Source organism: Paramagnetospirillum marisnigri (assembly GCF_001650715.1).
GTDB lineage: Bacteria > Pseudomonadota > Alphaproteobacteria > Rhodospirillales > Magnetospirillaceae > Phaeospirillum > Phaeospirillum marisnigri.
In genome coordinates this window covers 264,440-280,790 of the sequence record NZ_LWQT01000055.1, presented here as the reverse complement: position 1 = coordinate 280,790, position 16,351 = coordinate 264,440, and the positions used below count along the sequence as shown (strand labels likewise).

The 16,351-nt window shown below is 65.5% G+C and carries 21 protein-coding genes and 1 pseudogene; 8 read left to right on the top strand and 14 right to left on the bottom strand.

Translation table 11 applies throughout. The features are described 5' to 3' along the window. Together A6A04_RS11260 and A6A04_RS11255 are read right to left on the bottom strand one after the other, a co-directional pair. The coding region (locus tag A6A04_RS11260; RefSeq protein ID WP_156612566.1) for a hypothetical protein at positions 1-341 on the bottom strand (341 nt) is incomplete at its 3' end. A 250-nt stretch (positions 342-591) separates the two neighbouring features. Then, entirely contained in the window at positions 592-2,220 is a 1,629-nt protein-coding gene (locus A6A04_RS11255; RefSeq protein ID WP_068492853.1) for a recombinase family protein, read from the bottom strand. Between the two features lie 78 nt (positions 2,221-2,298). On the opposite strand from A6A04_RS11255, the pseudogene A6A04_RS11250 reads away from it, so the two are divergent. Beyond that, positions 2,299-3,186, top strand: a pseudogene (locus A6A04_RS11250) (YifB family Mg chelatase-like AAA ATPase); the annotation flags it as partial. Positions 3,187-3,286: 100 nt separating this feature from the next. On the opposite strand, the gene A6A04_RS11245 reads toward A6A04_RS11250, so the two are convergent. The 6 genes from A6A04_RS11245 to hisB all read right to left on the bottom strand — a co-directional run bounded on the left by A6A04_RS11245 (position 3,287) and on the right by hisB (position 6,899). Then, positions 3,287-3,667, bottom strand: coding sequence for a histidine triad nucleotide-binding protein (locus tag A6A04_RS11245; protein WP_068492851.1), 381 nt, complete (start codon positions 3,665-3,667; stop codon positions 3,287-3,289). Between the two features lie 51 nt (positions 3,668-3,718). Continuing rightward, positions 3,719-4,048, bottom strand: coding sequence for a phosphoribosyl-ATP diphosphatase (locus tag A6A04_RS11240; protein ID WP_068492849.1), 330 nt, complete (start codon positions 4,046-4,048; stop codon positions 3,719-3,721). A gap of 87 nt (positions 4,049-4,135) precedes the next feature. Next, positions 4,136-4,894, bottom strand: a complete 759-nt coding sequence (hisF, locus tag A6A04_RS11235) for an imidazole glycerol phosphate synthase subunit HisF (protein WP_068492845.1) — start codon at positions 4,892-4,894, stop codon at positions 4,136-4,138. A gap of 3 nt (positions 4,895-4,897) precedes the next feature. Next, the gene (gene hisA, locus A6A04_RS11230) at positions 4,898-5,617 is read right to left on the bottom strand and encodes a 1-(5-phosphoribosyl)-5-[(5-phosphoribosylamino)methylideneamino]imidazole-4-carboxamide isomerase (RefSeq protein ID WP_068492843.1); all 720 of its coding nucleotides are present in this window, start codon (positions 5,615-5,617) and stop codon (positions 4,898-4,900) included. Then, on the bottom strand, positions 5,618-6,268 hold the full coding sequence (gene hisH / locus A6A04_RS11225) for an imidazole glycerol phosphate synthase subunit HisH (RefSeq protein ID WP_068492841.1): 651 nt from the start codon (positions 6,266-6,268) through the stop codon (positions 5,618-5,620). A 31-nt stretch (positions 6,269-6,299) separates the two neighbouring features. Beyond that, positions 6,300-6,899, bottom strand: coding sequence for an imidazoleglycerol-phosphate dehydratase HisB (gene hisB, locus A6A04_RS11220; protein ID WP_068492839.1), 600 nt, complete (start codon positions 6,897-6,899; stop codon positions 6,300-6,302). Positions 6,900-7,093: 194 nt separating this feature from the next. On the opposite strand from hisB, the gene A6A04_RS11215 reads away from it, so the two are divergent. The 5 genes from A6A04_RS11215 (at position 7,094) to A6A04_RS11195 (ending at position 10,840) form a co-directional block, all read left to right on the top strand. Beyond that, positions 7,094-7,693, top strand: a complete 600-nt coding sequence (locus A6A04_RS11215; protein WP_156612564.1) for a CsgG/HfaB family protein — start codon at positions 7,094-7,096, stop codon at positions 7,691-7,693. Between the two features lie 2 nt (positions 7,694-7,695). Beyond that, complete coding sequence (locus A6A04_RS11210) at positions 7,696-7,893, top strand: hypothetical protein (RefSeq protein ID WP_068492835.1); 198 nt, start codon at positions 7,696-7,698, stop codon at positions 7,891-7,893. A 429-nt stretch (positions 7,894-8,322) separates the two neighbouring features. Further along, on the top strand, positions 8,323-8,877 hold the full coding sequence (gene hslV / locus A6A04_RS11205; protein ID WP_068492915.1) for an ATP-dependent protease subunit HslV: 555 nt from the start codon (positions 8,323-8,325) through the stop codon (positions 8,875-8,877). Further along, positions 8,877-10,202: an ATP-dependent protease ATPase subunit HslU gene (gene hslU / locus A6A04_RS11200; RefSeq protein ID WP_068492833.1), complete on the top strand. Its 1,326-nt coding sequence runs from the start codon at positions 8,877-8,879 to the stop codon at positions 10,200-10,202. Before hslV ends, hslU begins: the two co-directional genes overlap by 1 nt. Positions 10,203-10,252: 50 nt before the next feature. Further along, the gene (locus tag A6A04_RS11195) at positions 10,253-10,840 is read left to right on the top strand and encodes a Crp/Fnr family transcriptional regulator (RefSeq protein WP_068492831.1); all 588 of its coding nucleotides are present in this window, start codon (positions 10,253-10,255) and stop codon (positions 10,838-10,840) included. Here A6A04_RS11195 and A6A04_RS11190 read toward each other — a convergent pair. From A6A04_RS11190 to A6A04_RS11170, 5 genes are all read right to left on the bottom strand, one after another. Beyond that, a complete protein-coding gene (locus tag A6A04_RS11190) occupies positions 10,808-11,167 on the bottom strand; it encodes a helix-turn-helix domain-containing protein (protein WP_068492829.1) in 360 nt (119 codons plus the stop codon). The genes A6A04_RS11195 and A6A04_RS11190 overlap by 33 nt on opposite strands. Next, positions 11,164-11,748, bottom strand: a complete 585-nt coding sequence (locus A6A04_RS11185; protein ID WP_068492827.1) for a Smr/MutS family protein — start codon at positions 11,746-11,748, stop codon at positions 11,164-11,166. The genes A6A04_RS11190 and A6A04_RS11185 overlap by 4 nt, the downstream gene beginning before the upstream one ends. Next, positions 11,745-12,458, bottom strand: a complete 714-nt coding sequence (locus A6A04_RS11180) for a hypothetical protein (protein WP_068492826.1) — start codon at positions 12,456-12,458, stop codon at positions 11,745-11,747. The genes A6A04_RS11185 and A6A04_RS11180 overlap by 4 nt, the downstream gene beginning before the upstream one ends. Positions 12,459-12,575: 117 nt before the next feature. Further along, positions 12,576-13,763 (bottom strand): murein transglycosylase A, encoded by a 1,188-nt coding sequence (gene mltA / locus A6A04_RS11175; protein ID WP_068492824.1) that lies wholly within the window; start codon positions 13,761-13,763, stop codon positions 12,576-12,578. A gap of 2 nt (positions 13,764-13,765) precedes the next feature. Then, positions 13,766-14,425: a Tim44/TimA family putative adaptor protein gene (locus tag A6A04_RS11170; protein WP_068492823.1), complete on the bottom strand. Its 660-nt coding sequence runs from the start codon at positions 14,423-14,425 to the stop codon at positions 13,766-13,768. A gap of 77 nt (positions 14,426-14,502) precedes the next feature. Between A6A04_RS11170 and A6A04_RS11165 the strand changes: the two genes are divergently transcribed. Beyond that, complete coding sequence (locus A6A04_RS11165; RefSeq protein WP_068492821.1) at positions 14,503-14,967, top strand: FxsA family protein; 465 nt, start codon at positions 14,503-14,505, stop codon at positions 14,965-14,967. A 73-nt stretch (positions 14,968-15,040) separates the two neighbouring features. Further along, entirely contained in the window at positions 15,041-15,514 is a 474-nt protein-coding gene (gene secB / locus A6A04_RS11160) for a protein-export chaperone SecB (protein ID WP_068492819.1), read from the top strand. Between the two features lie 110 nt (positions 15,515-15,624). On the opposite strand, the gene dnaQ is transcribed toward secB, so the two are convergent. Next, on the bottom strand, positions 15,625-16,305 hold the full coding sequence (dnaQ, locus tag A6A04_RS11155) for a DNA polymerase III subunit epsilon (RefSeq protein ID WP_068492818.1): 681 nt from the start codon (positions 16,303-16,305) through the stop codon (positions 15,625-15,627). Positions 16,306-16,351: the final 46 nt, after the last annotated feature.

Below are 16,351 nucleotides of genomic sequence, written 5' to 3'. Positions count from 1 at the left end.
TGGTGAACTCGCGCCTCAACCGCGCTCCTAGCCGCAATGGCGGCATTGATTTCGTCTTGCTCGGCAGCCAGCTTCGCAGCCCTGCGGGTATCGATGACGCGCTCGTATTCCTCCACGGACGCGATCAGGGATGCCTCCTTGGCAGTCAGAGCCTTTACCCGGGCTTCAAGATCGGCCTTCTGTCGGGTCAGCTTTCCTGCATCATCGATGCCCTGAAAGTTTATGGTTCGGCCACCCTTGGCGGCTGGCTTCGCCTTGGTTCGATCAGCCAGTTTGGACACGCCAACCATGATGGCAAAGAAGCCACAAGCCGACAGCACGATCAGAAGTATAGGCATCATTCTTCCCCAAATGGCAGACAGCCATACGGATTTAGACTAGCACATCAGCTGTTACCGCCCATGCCAAAAGCCGACAGCCCCCAACAGGGCAAGTAAATGACGGTTTGTGGCACAACTGGGCCATAGCGGACGCTCCAGCCGAGTGGCAGTTGCCGGGGGTACAGCGGTCAGATACCAACGGGTTGCGCGCCTCTGCCGCCAGCTTACGCTGCGCGGAGATGCGTGTGCCGACATGGCGAAAACATGCCTGTCATTGTGGTTGCGGTGTGCCGAATTGCTTCATGAACTCATCGGCATCCAGAACAAGGTGCACTTCCTCCCCGGAATGAGTGGTGATCGCTGCCGATCCCCGATCAATCGTGATTAAAGCGACAATCCGCTTGAGATCCTGTGTGAACGCAGCCCTGGCCCGATATCGCTCCGCCGGGTCCTCAATCTCGTCAAGTCGCTGCATGTGCCCCAGTGCCTCCATCAAGGCTTCCCGATCATCAGCTACAGCCTCGGCCTCAGTGACCGGAATACGGCGCTCGAGCTCCTTTCGCTGCCGCCTGAGCGTGCTGATCTCCGTTCGAAGTTCGAGCACCCGGCCTGCAAGCGCGTCATCGACCTCGTCCTCATCCTCGGTCGCTGCCGCCTCGGCTAATGCGACGAGTCGTTTCATCTTGGCTTGTGCGCCGCCCAGCCGGGCTTCCACCTGGGACAGTTCGGTGCGCAGTGCGGCGACGGTCTCGTTTTCGAGGTCAAGCACCTGCCGGATGTTCAGGTCTGGGAGGCAAGCCAGCACAAAGTTTTCCAATGTCACGTAATGATGAAGCCGTTTTTCCTCACACCGCAGACGTCCATCCTCCTTAACACGGCGGCGGGCACGGTCGCACTGCACGTAGCGCCCACCCTTCGGTGGCGATCCCTTGTCAATCAGGTGCATCGGGCCACCGCATGAACCACATCGCAGCAATCCTGCGAACAGGTTACCGTATGTCCGGCCCTTCTGCCCTGACGCCCCTGAACGGCGGCTGGTGAGGGCGGCGCGAGCCGTGTGAAAGAGCCCCTCTTCGATAATCGACGGGAAGTAGGCCCGGATTGCCACCCCCTCGGAGACCCGCTTGCCATCCTTCTTTACGTGTGGCTGGAAAGTCCCGATGACCGATTCGCTGTCGAGGATTTTCTTGACGCTGCTCGGGTGCCATCCCCTTCCAGACCGCCCGAATGGCCGAATACCGTCCTCATTGAGCCTTCGCGCAATCGACGCGGCACCAATCCCGGCGGCGCATTCCTGGAAGATCCGGCGCACAATTGCTGCGCGGTCTTCCATCACCCTGAAGCCCTTCCGGTCGGCGGTGAGACTAAGCCATGCTGGGGTCCGGCCTGTCAGTTTCGCCGTAGGGTCTGCCACCGCCCTCGCCCGCTTGGCTTTCCATGCCTCTGCCAGCCGCGCCGACTTCATCGCGCTTTCGTCGTGGGCGCGGGCCATATACACAATCGACATCAGCAACTTCGTGAAATCCCGGTCAACACCCTCCTTGGAGTAGGTCTGACCGTCCGACAGGGTGACAATCGTCACGCCAGCCCCCGTGATGGTCAGGAACAGGTTCAGCGCCGTCGATACCTGCTCGCGCGAAAGCCTATCGAGGTTTTCGACGATGAGCACCGATCCGGCCGGAACCCGTCCACCCTGTATCGCCTCGATAAATGCGGCAAGGGTTCCCTCGGTCCGGTTTTTCCCTCTGAAGGCCGAAATGCCGAGATCCTGCATGGACTCGTCGAGTGTCAAACCATGTGCGGCGGCGTAAGCTCGGGATGCGTCAAGTTGTCGCCGGAGGGAATCGCCTCGCAACTGTTCGGGGCGTGACATGCGGAGATAGGAGAAGGCGAGTGGCATTGATCCCGTCCTCGGGCGGCGGAACCCTAGTGTAGTCCGATTGGGCAGCATGGACCAGTCTTCCTGTGAGGTTGAACTGGCTATATTATGCTGATGATCGGCCCGCCCGGCTCGGGCAAGTCCATGCTGGCCGCCCGCCTGCCCGGATTGCTGCCGCCGCTGGCCCCGGCCGAGGCGCTGGAGGTCAGCATGATCCATTCGGTGGCCGGACAACTGGCGGGGGGAAAGCTGCTCCGGCGGCGTCCTTTCCGTGATCCGCACCATTCCGCTTCCGTGCCGTCCCTGGTGGGCGGCGGGATGCGGGCCCGGCCGGGCGAAATCTCGCTGGCCCATAACGGCGTGCTGTTCCTGGATGAATTGCCGGAATTCCAGCGCGGCGCCCTGGAGGCGCTGCGCCAGCCCCTGGAATCCGGCCGCGCCGTGGTGGCCCGCGCCAATGCCCATGTCACCTATCCCGCCCGCATCCAGCTGGTGGCGGCGATGAATCCCTGCCGCTGCGGCCATCTCGGCGATGCCGCCCTGGCCTGCGCCAAGGCGCCCAAATGCGGTCAGGACTACCAGTCGAGGATTTCCGGGCCACTGTTCGACCGTATCGACCTGCATGTGGAGGTTCCGGCGGTCAGCGCCGCCGACCTGTCGCTGCCGCCCGCCGCCGAGGGCTCGGCCGAGGTCACCGCCCGGGTCGCCAGCGCCCGCGCCGTCCAGACCGCGCGGTACGAGGGGTTGGGAGCGCGCTGCAACGCCGAGGCCGATGGGGAATTGCTGGACCGGATCGCTTCCCCCGACGCCTCGGGGCGCGCCCTGCTGGCCGAGGCGGCCGAGCGCATGCGGCTGTCGGCCCGGGGCTGGCACCGGGTGTTGCGGGTGGCCCGCACCCTGGCCGATCTGGATGGCCAGGAGGAGGTGCGCCGCATCCATGTGGCCGAGGCGCTGTCCTATCGCCGCCTGATGCCGGGCCGGAGTTAGGTCGGCAAGGCTCGCCTTACCTCGTCATGGCCGGGCCTGACCCGGCCATCCATGGACCCCCGGATCAAGTCCGGGGGTGACGATAAAGGGAGGGCCGTCGTCAGGTCGGCAGGCTGTTGCCACTGCTGGGCAGCATATGGCCCAGCTTCTTGCCGCCGAAAATGTGGAAATGCAGATGCGGCACTTCCTGGTGGCCGTTGGTGCCGATATTGGACAGCAGCCGCCAGCCGTCGACACTGACTCCCGCCTGTTTCGCCACCGTGCCGATGGCGCGGATCAGACCGGCGATCTCGGCGTCGGAGGCCTTGGCCGCGAAATCATCGACCGAGACATAGGCGCCCTTAGGGATAACCAGGATATGGACGGGGGCCTGGGGGTTGATGTCGTGGAAGGCCAGGGCGAACTCGTCCTCGAAAGCCTTCTTGCACGGAATCTCACCGCGCAGGATGCGGGCGAAGATGTTGTTGGGATCGTAGGCCATGATCTCCTCCGACGCTTATACCGTCCATCAAACGAACAGACCTGTCATCCGTCACTTCTTGGCGCGCGACTTCTTCTCGTCGATGCCCGAGGTGCCGGTGCGCCGGGCCAGCTCGGCCCAGACCTTGGCCGGATCGATGCCGCAATCGGCCCACAGCACCAGCAGATGGTAAAGCGTGTCGGCACTTTCGCCCACCAGCTCGTCCTTGCCCTCGGACAGGGCGGCGACCACGGCTTCCACCGCTTCCTCGCCGAATTTCTGGGCGATCTTGCCGCGGCCACGGGCGAACAGCTTGGCGGTATAGGACTTGTCGGGATCGGTGCCCTTGCGGCTGGCGATCACCTCGAACAGTTCGTCCAGAATCGTCGCGTCCTGCGCCATGACCCTTCCCCTCTTCATAACCATTCTATCTTGTAATGTTTCGCCGGGCCTTGCTATCAGATGTCGGCCCGGCTGTCACGCCTTGGCTCAGGGACGAACGGCAATCCCCGCCGCCCGCATATGGGCCTTGGCTTCGGCAATGGTATGAGTTCCGAAATGAAAGATCGAGGCGGCCAGCACGGCGGTGGCATGGCCGTCGCGGATGCCTTCCACCAGATGGTCCAGATTGCCTACCCCCCCCGAGGCGATCACCGGCACCGGCACCGCGTCGGCGACGGCGCGAGTGAGCGGGATGTTGAAGCCCTGCTTGGTGCCGTCGCGATCCATGGAGGTCAGCAGAATCTCGCCCGCGCCATACTCCACCATGCGCCTGGCCCAGTCCACCGCGTCGATGCCGGTGGCATTGCGGCCACCATGGGTGAAGATCTCGAACCGGCCCGGCGCGGTCTGCTTGGCGTCGATGGCCACCACGGTGCACTGGCTGCCGAATTTCTCGGCGGCTTCGCGCACGAATTCCGGGCGGTGCACGGCGGCGGTGTTGATGGAGACCTTGTCGGCCCCGGCCAGCAGCAGCTTGCGGATATCGTCGACCACCCGGACGCCGCCGCCCACTGTCAGCGGCATGAAGCATTGCTCGGCGGTGCGGCGCACCACGTCATAGATGGTGTCCCGGTTATCAACACTGGCGGTGATGTCGAGGAAGGTCAGCTCGTCGGCGCCCGCCCTGTCATAGATCTTGGCCTGCTCCACCGGATCGCCGGCATCCACCAGATCGACGAAGTTGACCCCCTTGACCACGCGGCCGTCCTTGACGTCCAGGCAGGGGATGATGCGCATCTTCAGCATGGTTCACGCCTTCAGCAGGGCGATGGCATCGGCCACGTCGATGCGCCCGTCATAGATGGCCCGGCCCGAGATGACGCCTTCCAGCTTGGGGTATGACTTCAGCGCCTTGAGATCGTCCAGCGACGACACTCCGCCCGAGGCGATCACCGGAATGGAGATGGCATCGGCCAGGGCGGCAGTGGCCGCCACATTGGGACCGGCCAACACGCCGTCGCGGTCGATATCGGTGTAGATCAGGGCGGCCACGCCGCAATCCTCGAACTTGCGCGCCAATTCCAGCACGGTGAGATCCGAGGTCTCGGCCCAGCCTTCCACCGCCACCTTGCCGCCCTTGGCGTCGATGCCCACCGCCACCCGGCCGGGAAAGCGCCGACAGGCCTCCCGGACCAGATCGGGATTCTTCAGGGCCACGGTCCCTAAGATCACCCGGCGGATACCGCGAGCCAGCCAATCCTCGATGGTGGCCATGTCGCGGATACCGCCGCCCAATTGAACCGGGACCGAAACGGAAGCCAGGATGGCGTCGACGGCGGCGGCGTTGACCGGCTTGCCCGCGAAGGCGCCGTTGAGATCGACCACGTGAATCCACTCGGCACCCGCGTCCTGGAAGCTTTTGGCCTGGGCGCCGGGATCGGTGTTGAACACGGTGGCGTCTTCCATCAGGCCCAGCTTGAGCCGGACACAAGCGCCGTCCTTGAGGTCGATGGCGGGAAAAAGAAACATCTAAGGCTTCCACTTCAGGAAATTGGCGATCACCGCCAGGCCGGTGGCCTGGGACTTTTCCGGGTGGAACTGGGTTCCCGCCAGATTGTCGCGGCCGACCAGGGCGCAGATCGGTCCGCCGTAATCCACATGGGCCAGCCGATGGGCCGGGTCGACGGGGCGGAAATGATAGGAATGGACGAAATAGGCATGGGCGTCGGGGCTCAGCCCCGCCAGCAGCGGATGGTCCGGGACGTCGGCCACCAGCTGGTTCCAGCCCATATGCGGCACCTTGAGGCCCTGGGCCTCGACGCCGAGCGGCACCACCTCGCCCCTGATCCAGCCGAGACCGGCATGCACGCCATGCTCGCGCCCCAGATCGGCCATCAACTGCATGCCGACGCAGATGCCGAGGAAGGGCTTGCCCTTGTCCAGGACCTGGGCGTTCAGGGTCTCGATCATGCCGGGCAGGGCGGCCAGCCCGGCCTTGCAGTCGCCGAAGGCGCCGACCCCGGGCAGCACGATGCGCTCGGCCGCCGCCACCCGGGCAGCGTCGGCGGTGACCTCCACCGTCAGGTCCAGGCCCTGTTCCGACACCACCCGCTCGAAGGCCTTGGCGGCGGAGCGCAGATTGCCCGAACCGTAATCGATGATGGCGACGCTGGCCGTCACAGGCTGCCCCCCCGGCGACGCATGGCGGCGCTCACAGCGTTCCCCCAAGCGTTCCCTTGGTGGAGGGCACCGCGTCGGCCTTGCGCGGGTCGATTTCCACCGCCTCGCGCAGAGCCCGGGCCAGGGCCTTGAAGCAGCTTTCGACGATGTGGTGGTCATTGTCGCCGTAGAGCGATTCCACGTGAAGCGTGGCGCCCGCCGCCTGGGCGAAAGCCTGGAACCATTCCTTGAACAGCTCGGTGTCCATGGTGCCCAGCTTGTCGCGGCCGAATTTCACCTTCCAGATCAGATAGGGCCGGTTGGACAGGTCCAGGGCGACGCGGGTCAGGGCCTCGTCCATGGGGACATAGGCCGAGCCGTAGCGATTGATGCCCTTGCGGTCGCCCAGCGCCTGGTTGACCGCCTGGCCGATGGCGATTCCCACATCCTCGGTGGTGTGGTGGGCGTCGATATGCAGATCGCCAGAGGCCTCCACCTCCAGATCCATCAGCGAGTGGCGCGACAACTGTTCCAGCATGTGGTCGAGGAAACCGACCCCGGTCTTGACCGAATAGCGGCCGGTCCCGTCCAGGTCGAGGGTGACCTTGATGCTGGTTTCGGTGGTGTTGCGCGCGATGCTGCCCTGGCGCATGGAATCCTCCTGAAGCTCTGTCCGTTTACTAGCAGGAATGCGGCCTTCGTGCCAGTGGGTGCGGGGTGACGCAATCAATGCGGATGTGGCCATAGCATCTATCGGATTTTGTTTGTTGCCGGCTGCACGCCTTTTCGCATCGCTATAACCTGCCAGACCAGAGTGTCTGTATTGCGTGCAAGGGGGCGCATGATATGACTGGTTTGTTCCGATTCCTGGCCTGCGGCGATCTGGCAGTGGCGGGTTGCGCCACCCCTGATTATCCCAAGACTCCGGTGGAGGCCAAGGTCGCGGCGGCGGCACAGCAACAGGCCATGCAGGCCCAGGCGGCACCCGTCACCACCAAGCTGCTGAAGCGCAAGGTCGCCATCGGCCGCTTCAGCAATGAAACCCGCTACGGCCGCACCTTCGTCCGCAGTGATTCCGGCGATCCCCTGGGCAAGCATGTTTCCGACATGCTGGGGTCGCGGCTGTTGGAATCCGGCGCCTTCATGGTGTTCGAGCGGCCCGATCTCGACAAGGTGGTCAAGGAGCAGCAACTGGTCGGCCCTGGCGCCCGCCAGGGTCTGAAGGTGGGCGACCTGCTGACGGTGATGCAGCCGGGCGAGCAGATCAAGAGCGGCCAATCGGGCTTCACCGTGTCGCTGCCCGCGACCGAACTGGCCACCATCCGAATCGTCGCCCAGTTCGGCGACAGCGACACCAACGAGGGATCCGTGGCCGAACTGGTCAGCGGCACCCTGGCCGGTCGGCCGATCCAGTCCTTGTTCATCACCGACAAGCGGGGAGGTTGATCATGCGTCGCCTGCTTCTGATTCCGGTACTGGTGGTGGACGGGCTCGATCTGGGACCGGTGGGCGATTCGCTGCTGCTGGAGCCCGGCACCCATCTGGACAAGGTGATTGGTCCCTCTGGGGGCACCTATACCGAGACGGTCTTCCTCAGCGGTCGCGGTAACCGCACCCTGACGGTTCCGGCGGGAGCGGCGCCATGAGATGGGCGGCCCAAGCGATTGGGTGCCGTGACCGCCATGACCACCCTGTCGGCCTGCGCCCGGCCGCCGGGGAATTTCGAATGGAGCACCTATGACGAGAGTCTCTACCAGTATTATCGGGACTCCCAGAACCAGGACAAGCTGATCACCGAGCTGGACCGGCTGTCGGTGGCCTATGTGGTCGAGGACCTGCCCGAGCTGGGCGAGGCCATGACCCGCGCCGCTCCCGATTACATCCGCCTTGCCCGTCAAGCCAACCGCGCCGCCTTCGGCACCCCGGAACAGGGCTTGCCCGAAGGGCCCCATTATCGCGGCAAGCACGGCGAACTAGCGCCGAAGAACGCCCAGGGTCCCGCCCGCAGAATCTTGCGGGCGGGGCACCATGCCTTTGCTATGATGCCGATCCCGTTCCCAACCCGATCGGCATCCATGTCCCATTCCTCCGACGCTTCCCCCTCCTGGCACGGCACCACTATCTTGTGCGTGCGCAAATCCGGCCGGGTGGTCATCGCCGGTGACGGCCAGGTCAGCCTGGGCGCCACCGTGATCAAGGGCAATGCCCGCAAGGTGCGCAAGATCGGCGGCGACACCATCCTGGTGGGCTTCGCCGGGGCCACCGCCGACGCCTTCACCTTGCTGGAGCGCCTGGAGGCCAAGCTGGAAAAGCATCCCGGCCAGGTCACCCGCGCCTGTGTCGAACTGGCCAAGGACTGGCGCACTGACCGTTACCTGCGCCGCCTGGAAGCCATGATGGCGGTGGCGGACAAGGACGTCTCGCTGGTGCTGACCGGCCAGGGCGACGTGCTGGAACCGGAAGACGGGTTGATCGGCATCGGCTCGGGCGGCAATTACGCCCTGGCGGCGGCGCGCGCCCTGATCGAGGTCGACGGATTGGACGCCGAGACCATCGCCCGGCGCTCCATGAAAATCGCCGCCGATATCTGCGTCTATACCAACGGCAATATCATCGTGGAAAGCCTGTGATGACCCCCGCCTTCTCGCCCCGTGAAATCGTTTCGGAACTGGATCGCTACATCGTCGGCCAGCACGACGCCAAGCGCGCCGTTGCGGTGGCGCTGCGCAACCGCTGGCGCCGCCAGCAGCTGCCCGAGGCCCTGCGCGAGGAAGTGCTGCCCAAGAATATCCTGATGATCGGCCCCACCGGCGTCGGCAAAACCGAGATCGCCCGCAGGCTGGCCCGCCTGGCCCAGGCGCCCTTCCTCAAGGTCGAGGCCACCAAGTTCACCGAGGTGGGCTATGTCGGCCGCGACGTGGAACAGATCGTGCGCGATATCGTCGAGGTCGCCATCGCCATGACCCGCGAGCGGCTGCGCAAGCAGGTGGCGGCCAAGGCGGAGATCGCCGCCGAGGAACGGCTGCTGGACGCACTGGTGGGCGAGACCGCCAGTGCCGATACCCGCCAGAAATTCCGCAAGATGCTCCGCGAAGGCAGCCTGGACGAAAAGGAAGTCGAGCTGAACCTGGCCGAGGGCGGCGGCTCCAATACCCTGCCCACCTTCGAGATTCCCGGCATGCCCGGCGCCCAGATGGGCATGCTCAATCTGGGCGACATCCTGGGCAAGCTGGGCGGCGGCCGCACCCGGCCGCGCAAGCTGACCGTCAAGGACGCGCTGGTCCAATTGACCGCCGAGGAATCCGATAAGCTGCTGGACCAGGACAAGGTGGTGAAGGACGCCATCTGGGCGGTGGAGAACAACGGCATCGTCTTCATCGACGAGATCGACAAGATCTGCGCCCGTTCCTCCGAGCATCACATCGGCGGCGATGTCTCGCGCGAAGGGGTCCAGCGCGACCTGCTGCCGCTGATCGAGGGCACCACCGTCGCCACCAAGCACGGCCCGGTCAGGACCGATCATGTGCTGTTCATCGCATCCGGCGCCTTCCACCTCGCCAAGCCCTCGGACCTGCTGCCGGAACTGCAGGGCCGCCTGCCCATCCGGGTCGAGCTGAAGCCCTTGAGCCGCGATGATCTGGTCCGCATCCTGACCGAGCCGGAAGCCAGCCTGATCAAGCAGTACGAAGCCTTGCTGGCCACCGAGGAGGTCTTGCTCACCTTCGAGCCCGATGCCATCGACGCCATCGCCGATCTGGCGGCCGAGATCAATTCCACGGTGGAGAATATCGGCGCCCGGCGGCTGCAGACCGTGATGGAGCGGCTGTTGGAGGAGATCAGCTTCTCCGCCCCCGATCAGACCCCCGGCACCAAGGTCACCATCACCGCTGGCCTGGTGCGCGAGCGGGTGGGTGAACTGACCAAGAAGGCCGACCTCGCCAAGTTCATCCTGTAGTTCCACCATCCGCTTTGCTATGATCCAGATCATAGAATTCGGGGGGTGCCATGGCGGCGGACTGGAAGCCCTTGCTGGCGGGAATCACCTCGCAACACCTTGATCTGGCTGCGGGAAAGCGGCTGTTCAAGGCAGGGGCGGAGGCGCGTTCGCTGTTTCATGTGGAACAGGGCTCCATCACGCTGTCGCGCCATGGCGTCGTGCTTCATCGGGTGGAGGCGGGAGCCCTGGTGGCGGAAACCTCCCTGTTCGCGCCGCGCTACGATTGCGACGCCGTGGCCGAGAGTGATTGCCACCTGGAGGAATTCCCCAAGGCCGCCGTGCTGCTGCATCTGTCGGCCCATCCCCAGATCGCGCTCGCCTTCACCGCCTTTCTCGCCCGTCAGGCCCGGCTCGCCCGGGGACTGCTGGAGGTGATCCGCCTGAAGGGAGCGCGGGAGCGGACCATGGCCTATCTCACCGTCAAAGGAGCAGCGGACGCGGTCATCACCCTGGACCGGCCGCTGATGGAGGTGGCATCGCGCATCGGCCTCACCCACGAGGCCTTCTACCGCACCTTGAAGGTGCTGGAGACCGAGGGCCGCCTGGCGCGGCCGGGCAAGCGCTCATTCCGCCTGATCACGCAGGACGGCCAATAGAAGCTCCACCGTTTCGGTCGGCATCCGTCTTAGCGTCGCCCCCAACCGGTTGGCCAGTTCGGTCTTGGCCGGAGTCAGGCCGGAAGTATCCAGGGTGACCTTGGGATGCGACAGCTCGGCCAGGGCCTTCAACTCTTCCGCCTCGTCCCAGATGCAATCGAGATAGCCGCAGATCTGCATCACCAGACCGGGAGCGGGCTTGCCGCGATGGCCGTGTTCCAGTGCGGAAAGATAGGCGGCCGAGACATGCAGATCAGCGGCCATGGTCTTCAGCGCGATACCCTTGGCTTCGCGCAGGGCGCGGATCCGGGCGCCGAACGGGGTCATCCCCGCTGCCTCCGCACCAGCACATACAGGGCGCCGTCGCCGCCGTGATGGGGCCGGGCATAGGAAAAGCCGAGAATGCGTTCGCGCAAGGGCGACTGGTTGAGCCAGCGCGGCACCTGATGCTTGAGCACGCCGCTGCCCTTCATGCCCTTGCCGGTGACCACCAGCACGCAGCGGCGCCCGGCGGTCCAGGCGCGCTGGATGAAGGCGATCAACTCGCCATGGGCCACGTCCTGGGTATGGCCGTGCAGGTCGATGGCGGCCTCGATCACCATCTCGCCGCGCTTCATGCGCTCGGCCGACCGACGGTCGAGACCTGGCGTGTGGCCGTGGCTGAGATCGGACAGTCCCGCATGGCGGCCGGGAACCGGCGGATGAGCCGAGGGGCGGCGGGGAGCTTCACCCGGGGGAGGGGGGGGCGAGGGCTTGGCTTCGGGCGGCGCGGTGGCGGGCTCGGCGGGAACGGCGCGACCGGGCAGCGGCTTGGCGTCCTGGACCACCGAGCGCCAGATGCGGATTTCGTCGTCGGTCACCGCCCGGCGCCGGGGCTGGCGCGGCTCCACCAGCCGGGCGCGGCTCATTGCGATGACGAGGAGGAGGATGGGGGCGGCGTGACAGCGTCGCGCGGTGGCCCGTCATCGATGGACTCCCAATGGGTCCGGGGCGGTTCCGGGGCGGACGGCGGCATCAGCTCGGCTTCCGGTTCCACCGCGTCGGCCATGGGCTCCGGCTCGGGCTCGACCATGGGTGGCGGCGGTGGTGGTGGCGGCGAGGCCATGTGACGGGTGGGAACCGGAGCATTGGCCATGGGTTCGGGCTTCTGTCCCTCGCCCTCGCCCAGATTGCGGCGAATGAATTTGCGCCAGTCGCCCTTGGGCGCCAGGCATGGCGGCTCGTTGCCGCCCCGCACCACCAGGGCGACGCCGCCCATCTGCCACAGGGTCTGGAACTGGACCGCATCGGCCAGCATATAGGCGGAAGCCCGCGTCTTCAGCCGCCAGGCCACATAGTGGCGGCTGCCGAAGACATGGATCAGGGTGCAGCTCGTCATCACCACGATGCCCACCACCACATTGGTGGCCAGCAAAACGACCAGCGCCAGGGTCATCAACCCGGTGAGCGGCAGCAGGTGGTCCCAGTGCTGGTGCACCGGCGAGCCGGGAAAGTCGAGCACGCGGGGATCGGTGAATACCTGCACCCGCCCGGCGCCGACGGCACCGCGCAGCTGGTCGTGCAGTTGGTCGTCCTCGCGTTGCTTGCGCTGGCGCCATTCGGCCATCAACTGGCTCATGGGGCCAAGATCCCTCGGCTGGTCTGCATAATGATGCGAAGGATGGACAAGGCGGCCGCGCTTGGCAAGAGGCGCTTAGGGTGCGATGACATTGGATCGGCGCATCCGCGCCCTAATTCAAGGATATGCCGCCATGCGCGGGCTGCGGGCCTTGGGCAGCAGCAGGGTCAGCCGACCGGTGCTCTTCATGCGCCCGGCCATATCGAAGGCGGCTTCCCCCGCCCCCCAGAAGATGTCGCCGCGCACCGGTCCCTTGATGGCGGCGCCGGTATCCTGGGCCATCATCAACCGGCGCAGCGGCCGACCCTTCGGGTCGGTGGTCTCGACCCAGACCGGCGAGCCCAGGGGAATGAAGCGCGGGTCCACCGCCAGCGAACGCTCGGGAGTCAACGCCACGCCCTCGGTGCCCAAGGGGCCGTCGCCCTGGTTGAGGCCGTAGAAGATATAACGGGGATTGCGGGCCATCAGGCCGCGGGCCTGCGCTCCATTGGCCTTCAGCCAGGCGCGGATGGCGGGCATGGAGGTGTCGGTCCCCAACTTGCCCTCATCCTTGAGGATCTTGCCGATGCCGAGGAATTTATGGCCATTGCTGCCGGCCACGCCCAGGCGGATGACGCTGCCGTCGTCGAGGCGCACCCGGCCGGATCCCTGGATCTGCATGATGGCGAAATCCACCGGATCGTCGGTCCAGGCCACCACCGGCGCCTTAGTGTCGATGGCGCCCGCCTCGATCTCGGCGCGGGCGGGATAGGGCACCAGCTTTGATCCCTCCAGCCGCCCCACCAGTTGCTCGCCGGGCAGGTCAGGCCGGAACTTGGACAGATCCACCGTGACCAGATCGCTGGGCTTGCCGTGGATGGGCGTGGTGAAACGGCCCTGGCGCACGCGCGATCCCCGGATTTCCGGTTCGAAATAGCCGGTGAACAGGCCGTCCGCCTTGTCCTGATCCGATACCTGCCAGGGACTGAACCAGGCCTCGAACATGGCCCGCGCCGCGCCGTGATCGCCATCGGGCACCCGGGCGGCGGCGGAACAGGGGGAATACCAGTCGGCGGCGGTGCCGCCCACGCCGTCGAAACCGATGGAACGGTCCACCGGCAGCCTGGTGATGCGATCACAGGAGCGCTTGAGGGCGGGAAGCACCTGGGCGGCGGCATCCTCGGACCACCCCGCCAACTGCCCGAACGCCGTGGGAGTCAGGCTGAGACGCCCGGCGCCCGGAGCCAGCGGCTCGGGCGGCTTCTCCACCGGCGCGCAGGCCACGACGGAGCCGAGCAGCAAAGCCGCCAGTCCGAAACGGCGCATGCTCATTCCTCGGGGGTGCGGGTGGCGGCCAGCAGCCAGTTGGGATCGGAGGAGCGGGTGTCGCGGCGGAAGGTCCATTCGTCGATCACATCCACCACCCGGTCGCGGCTGCCTTCGATGATCTGGCCGTCATGGCTGGTCAAGGCATTGACCTGCTCGCTGACGATGCGCAGCGTCACCACCGCGAAACCATCGTCCAGGCGGGCTTCGATTGGCTGGACCGAGCGGATGCCCACCAGTTCGGTGGTCAGACTCTCGCCGTTGCGGGCGCGGGTATCGATGGCGTCGGCGAAGTGGCGATAGACCTCGGGGGCCAGCAGCGGCTTCAAGGTGGCCTTGTCTCCGGCGGCGAAGGCACCGACGATCATTTCGAAGGCCGCCCGGGCACCACCCAGGAATCCATCCAGGTCGAAGCCGCGATCGGCGCCGCGGATGGCGGCCAGACCGCGCCCCATGGGGGACTCCGCCGCTGGCTCGAAGGCCGAGCGACGCATCTGCGCCAGATCGATCACCTCGGCGGTTTCAGGCTCGGCCGCCGTCCATTTTTCCGGCGGCCGTTCATGGCCGGTGCGCTTTCCCAGCACGCTGCGCAGCCGCAACACCAGAAAAGCGGCGATCATGGCGAAAAAAACGATGTCGAGAAGATGGAAACCGTCGTTCATGGATCAGGTCCGGGTTAGGCTGACGAGCGTCGCCCGCGTCATTCAAGACATAAGGCCGGTTTGGAGAAAGAGCAAGCATGGGATGGTTGATCGGCGTGGCAGTCCTCGCCCTGCCCGTGATGGAAATCATGGCCTGGATCCGGGCGGCCGAGGTCATCGGCGCCTGGAGTGTCATCGGCCTGACCGTGGCGGCTGTCCTCCTCGGTACAGCCATTCTGCGCAATCTCGGTCTGGCGGTGCTGCTCAATGCCCGCGCCCGCCTGCAACAGGGAGAGGTTCCGTTGCAGGCGGCGTTCGACGGCCTGTTCCTGGCGGCATCGGGGGTCCTGCTGATCCTGCCCGGCTTCATTTCCGACGCTCTTGGCCTGTTGCTGCTGCTGCCGCCGGTGCGCCGCCTGATTCGCGAGCAGATGGCGCTGCGCCTGGTGGTGATGCCGGGTGCCAGCACCGGACCGGCCTCGGGACCGGTGACCATCGACGGGGATTACACCGTGGTGGAGCCGGAACCGCCGCCCGCCGACACCAAACACTTGGAGCCATAGGCGATCCGTGCTACCCCCCTTGGCTGAGAATACCGCCCGCCAAGGCGACCAAGACACCACCAGGAGGATCAGGATGACCGACACCCCGACGCCGCAGGCCGAACTGCCCCAGCTGCAGATCAATGGCCAGTACATCAAGGACTTGTCCTTTGAGGTCCCGGCCGCGCCGCAGGTGTTCATGGAGCAGAAGAACGAAAACCCGGAAATTCCGATCCATGTGGACGTGAACGCCACCAATCTGGGTCCGAACCTGTTCGAGGTGGTGCTGCACATGCGCATCGAGGCCAAGCTGCCGTCCAAGCCGCTGTTCATCCTGGAACTGGACTATGCCGGCCTGTTCACGGTCAATTTCCCGGAAGAGCAGATGCATCCGGTGCTGATGATCGAATGCCCGCGCCTGCTGTTCCCCTTCGCCCGCAACATCGTCGCCGACATGACCCGCGACGGCGGCTTCCCGCCGCTGATGTTGCAGCCGCTGGACTTCGTCGCGCTCTACCGCTCGCGGCTGGAAGAGATTTCGGCGCAGCAGCCGGTCGGCAACGCCTAATCTCCGGCGAGTATTCGTCATGGCCGGGCTCGACCCGGCCATCCATGGACCCTCGGGTCAAGCCCGAGGGTGACGATTAGGGAAATCGAGTCGACCAAATCCGAATAGGCTTAATCCCTGAGCCAGATCGGGTTTTTCAGCTTGCCGAGGAAGGTGGCGTGGGCTTGCGCCTCGTCCTCGGTGGGCGCGAAGCTCCGGGCCGGGCGGGCCACCCGCTCGATGCGGCGCTCGCCCTCGGCCGGGCCGCTGGCCTTGCTCACCCCCAGTTCCAGACCGGGCTGACGCCCGCCGATCAGCTGAAGATAGACCTCGGCCAGCAATTCGGCATCGAGAAGCGCGCCGTGATGGGTGCGGTGGGTGTTGTCTATGTCGAAGCGGCGGCACAGGGCGTCCAGATTGGCCTGGGCACCGGGAAAGCGCTTGCGCGCCATGGCGACGGTGTCGATGGAGCGGCTCATGGGCAGGGTCTGGAAGCCCAGCCGCGCCAGCTCGGCATTGATGAAGCGCATGTCGAATTCAGCGTTGTGGATCACCAGCACCGAATCGGCGATGAAAGCCATGAAATCCGAGACCACCTCGGCGAAGAGCGGCTTGTCCGAGAGGAATTCCGCCGACAATCCGTGAACCTTGAAGGCCTCTTCCGGCATATCGCGTTCGGGATTGAGATAGCGATGGAACACCTCGCCGGTGGGCAGGTGGTTGAACAGCTCGACACAGCCGATTTCCACCAACCGATGGCCCGACAGCGGATCGAAGCCGGTCGTTTCGGTATCGAGCACGATCTCACGCATGGAGTCTGATCCCATCAGGCCGTTCATTAGGTCCACGAATAAACAC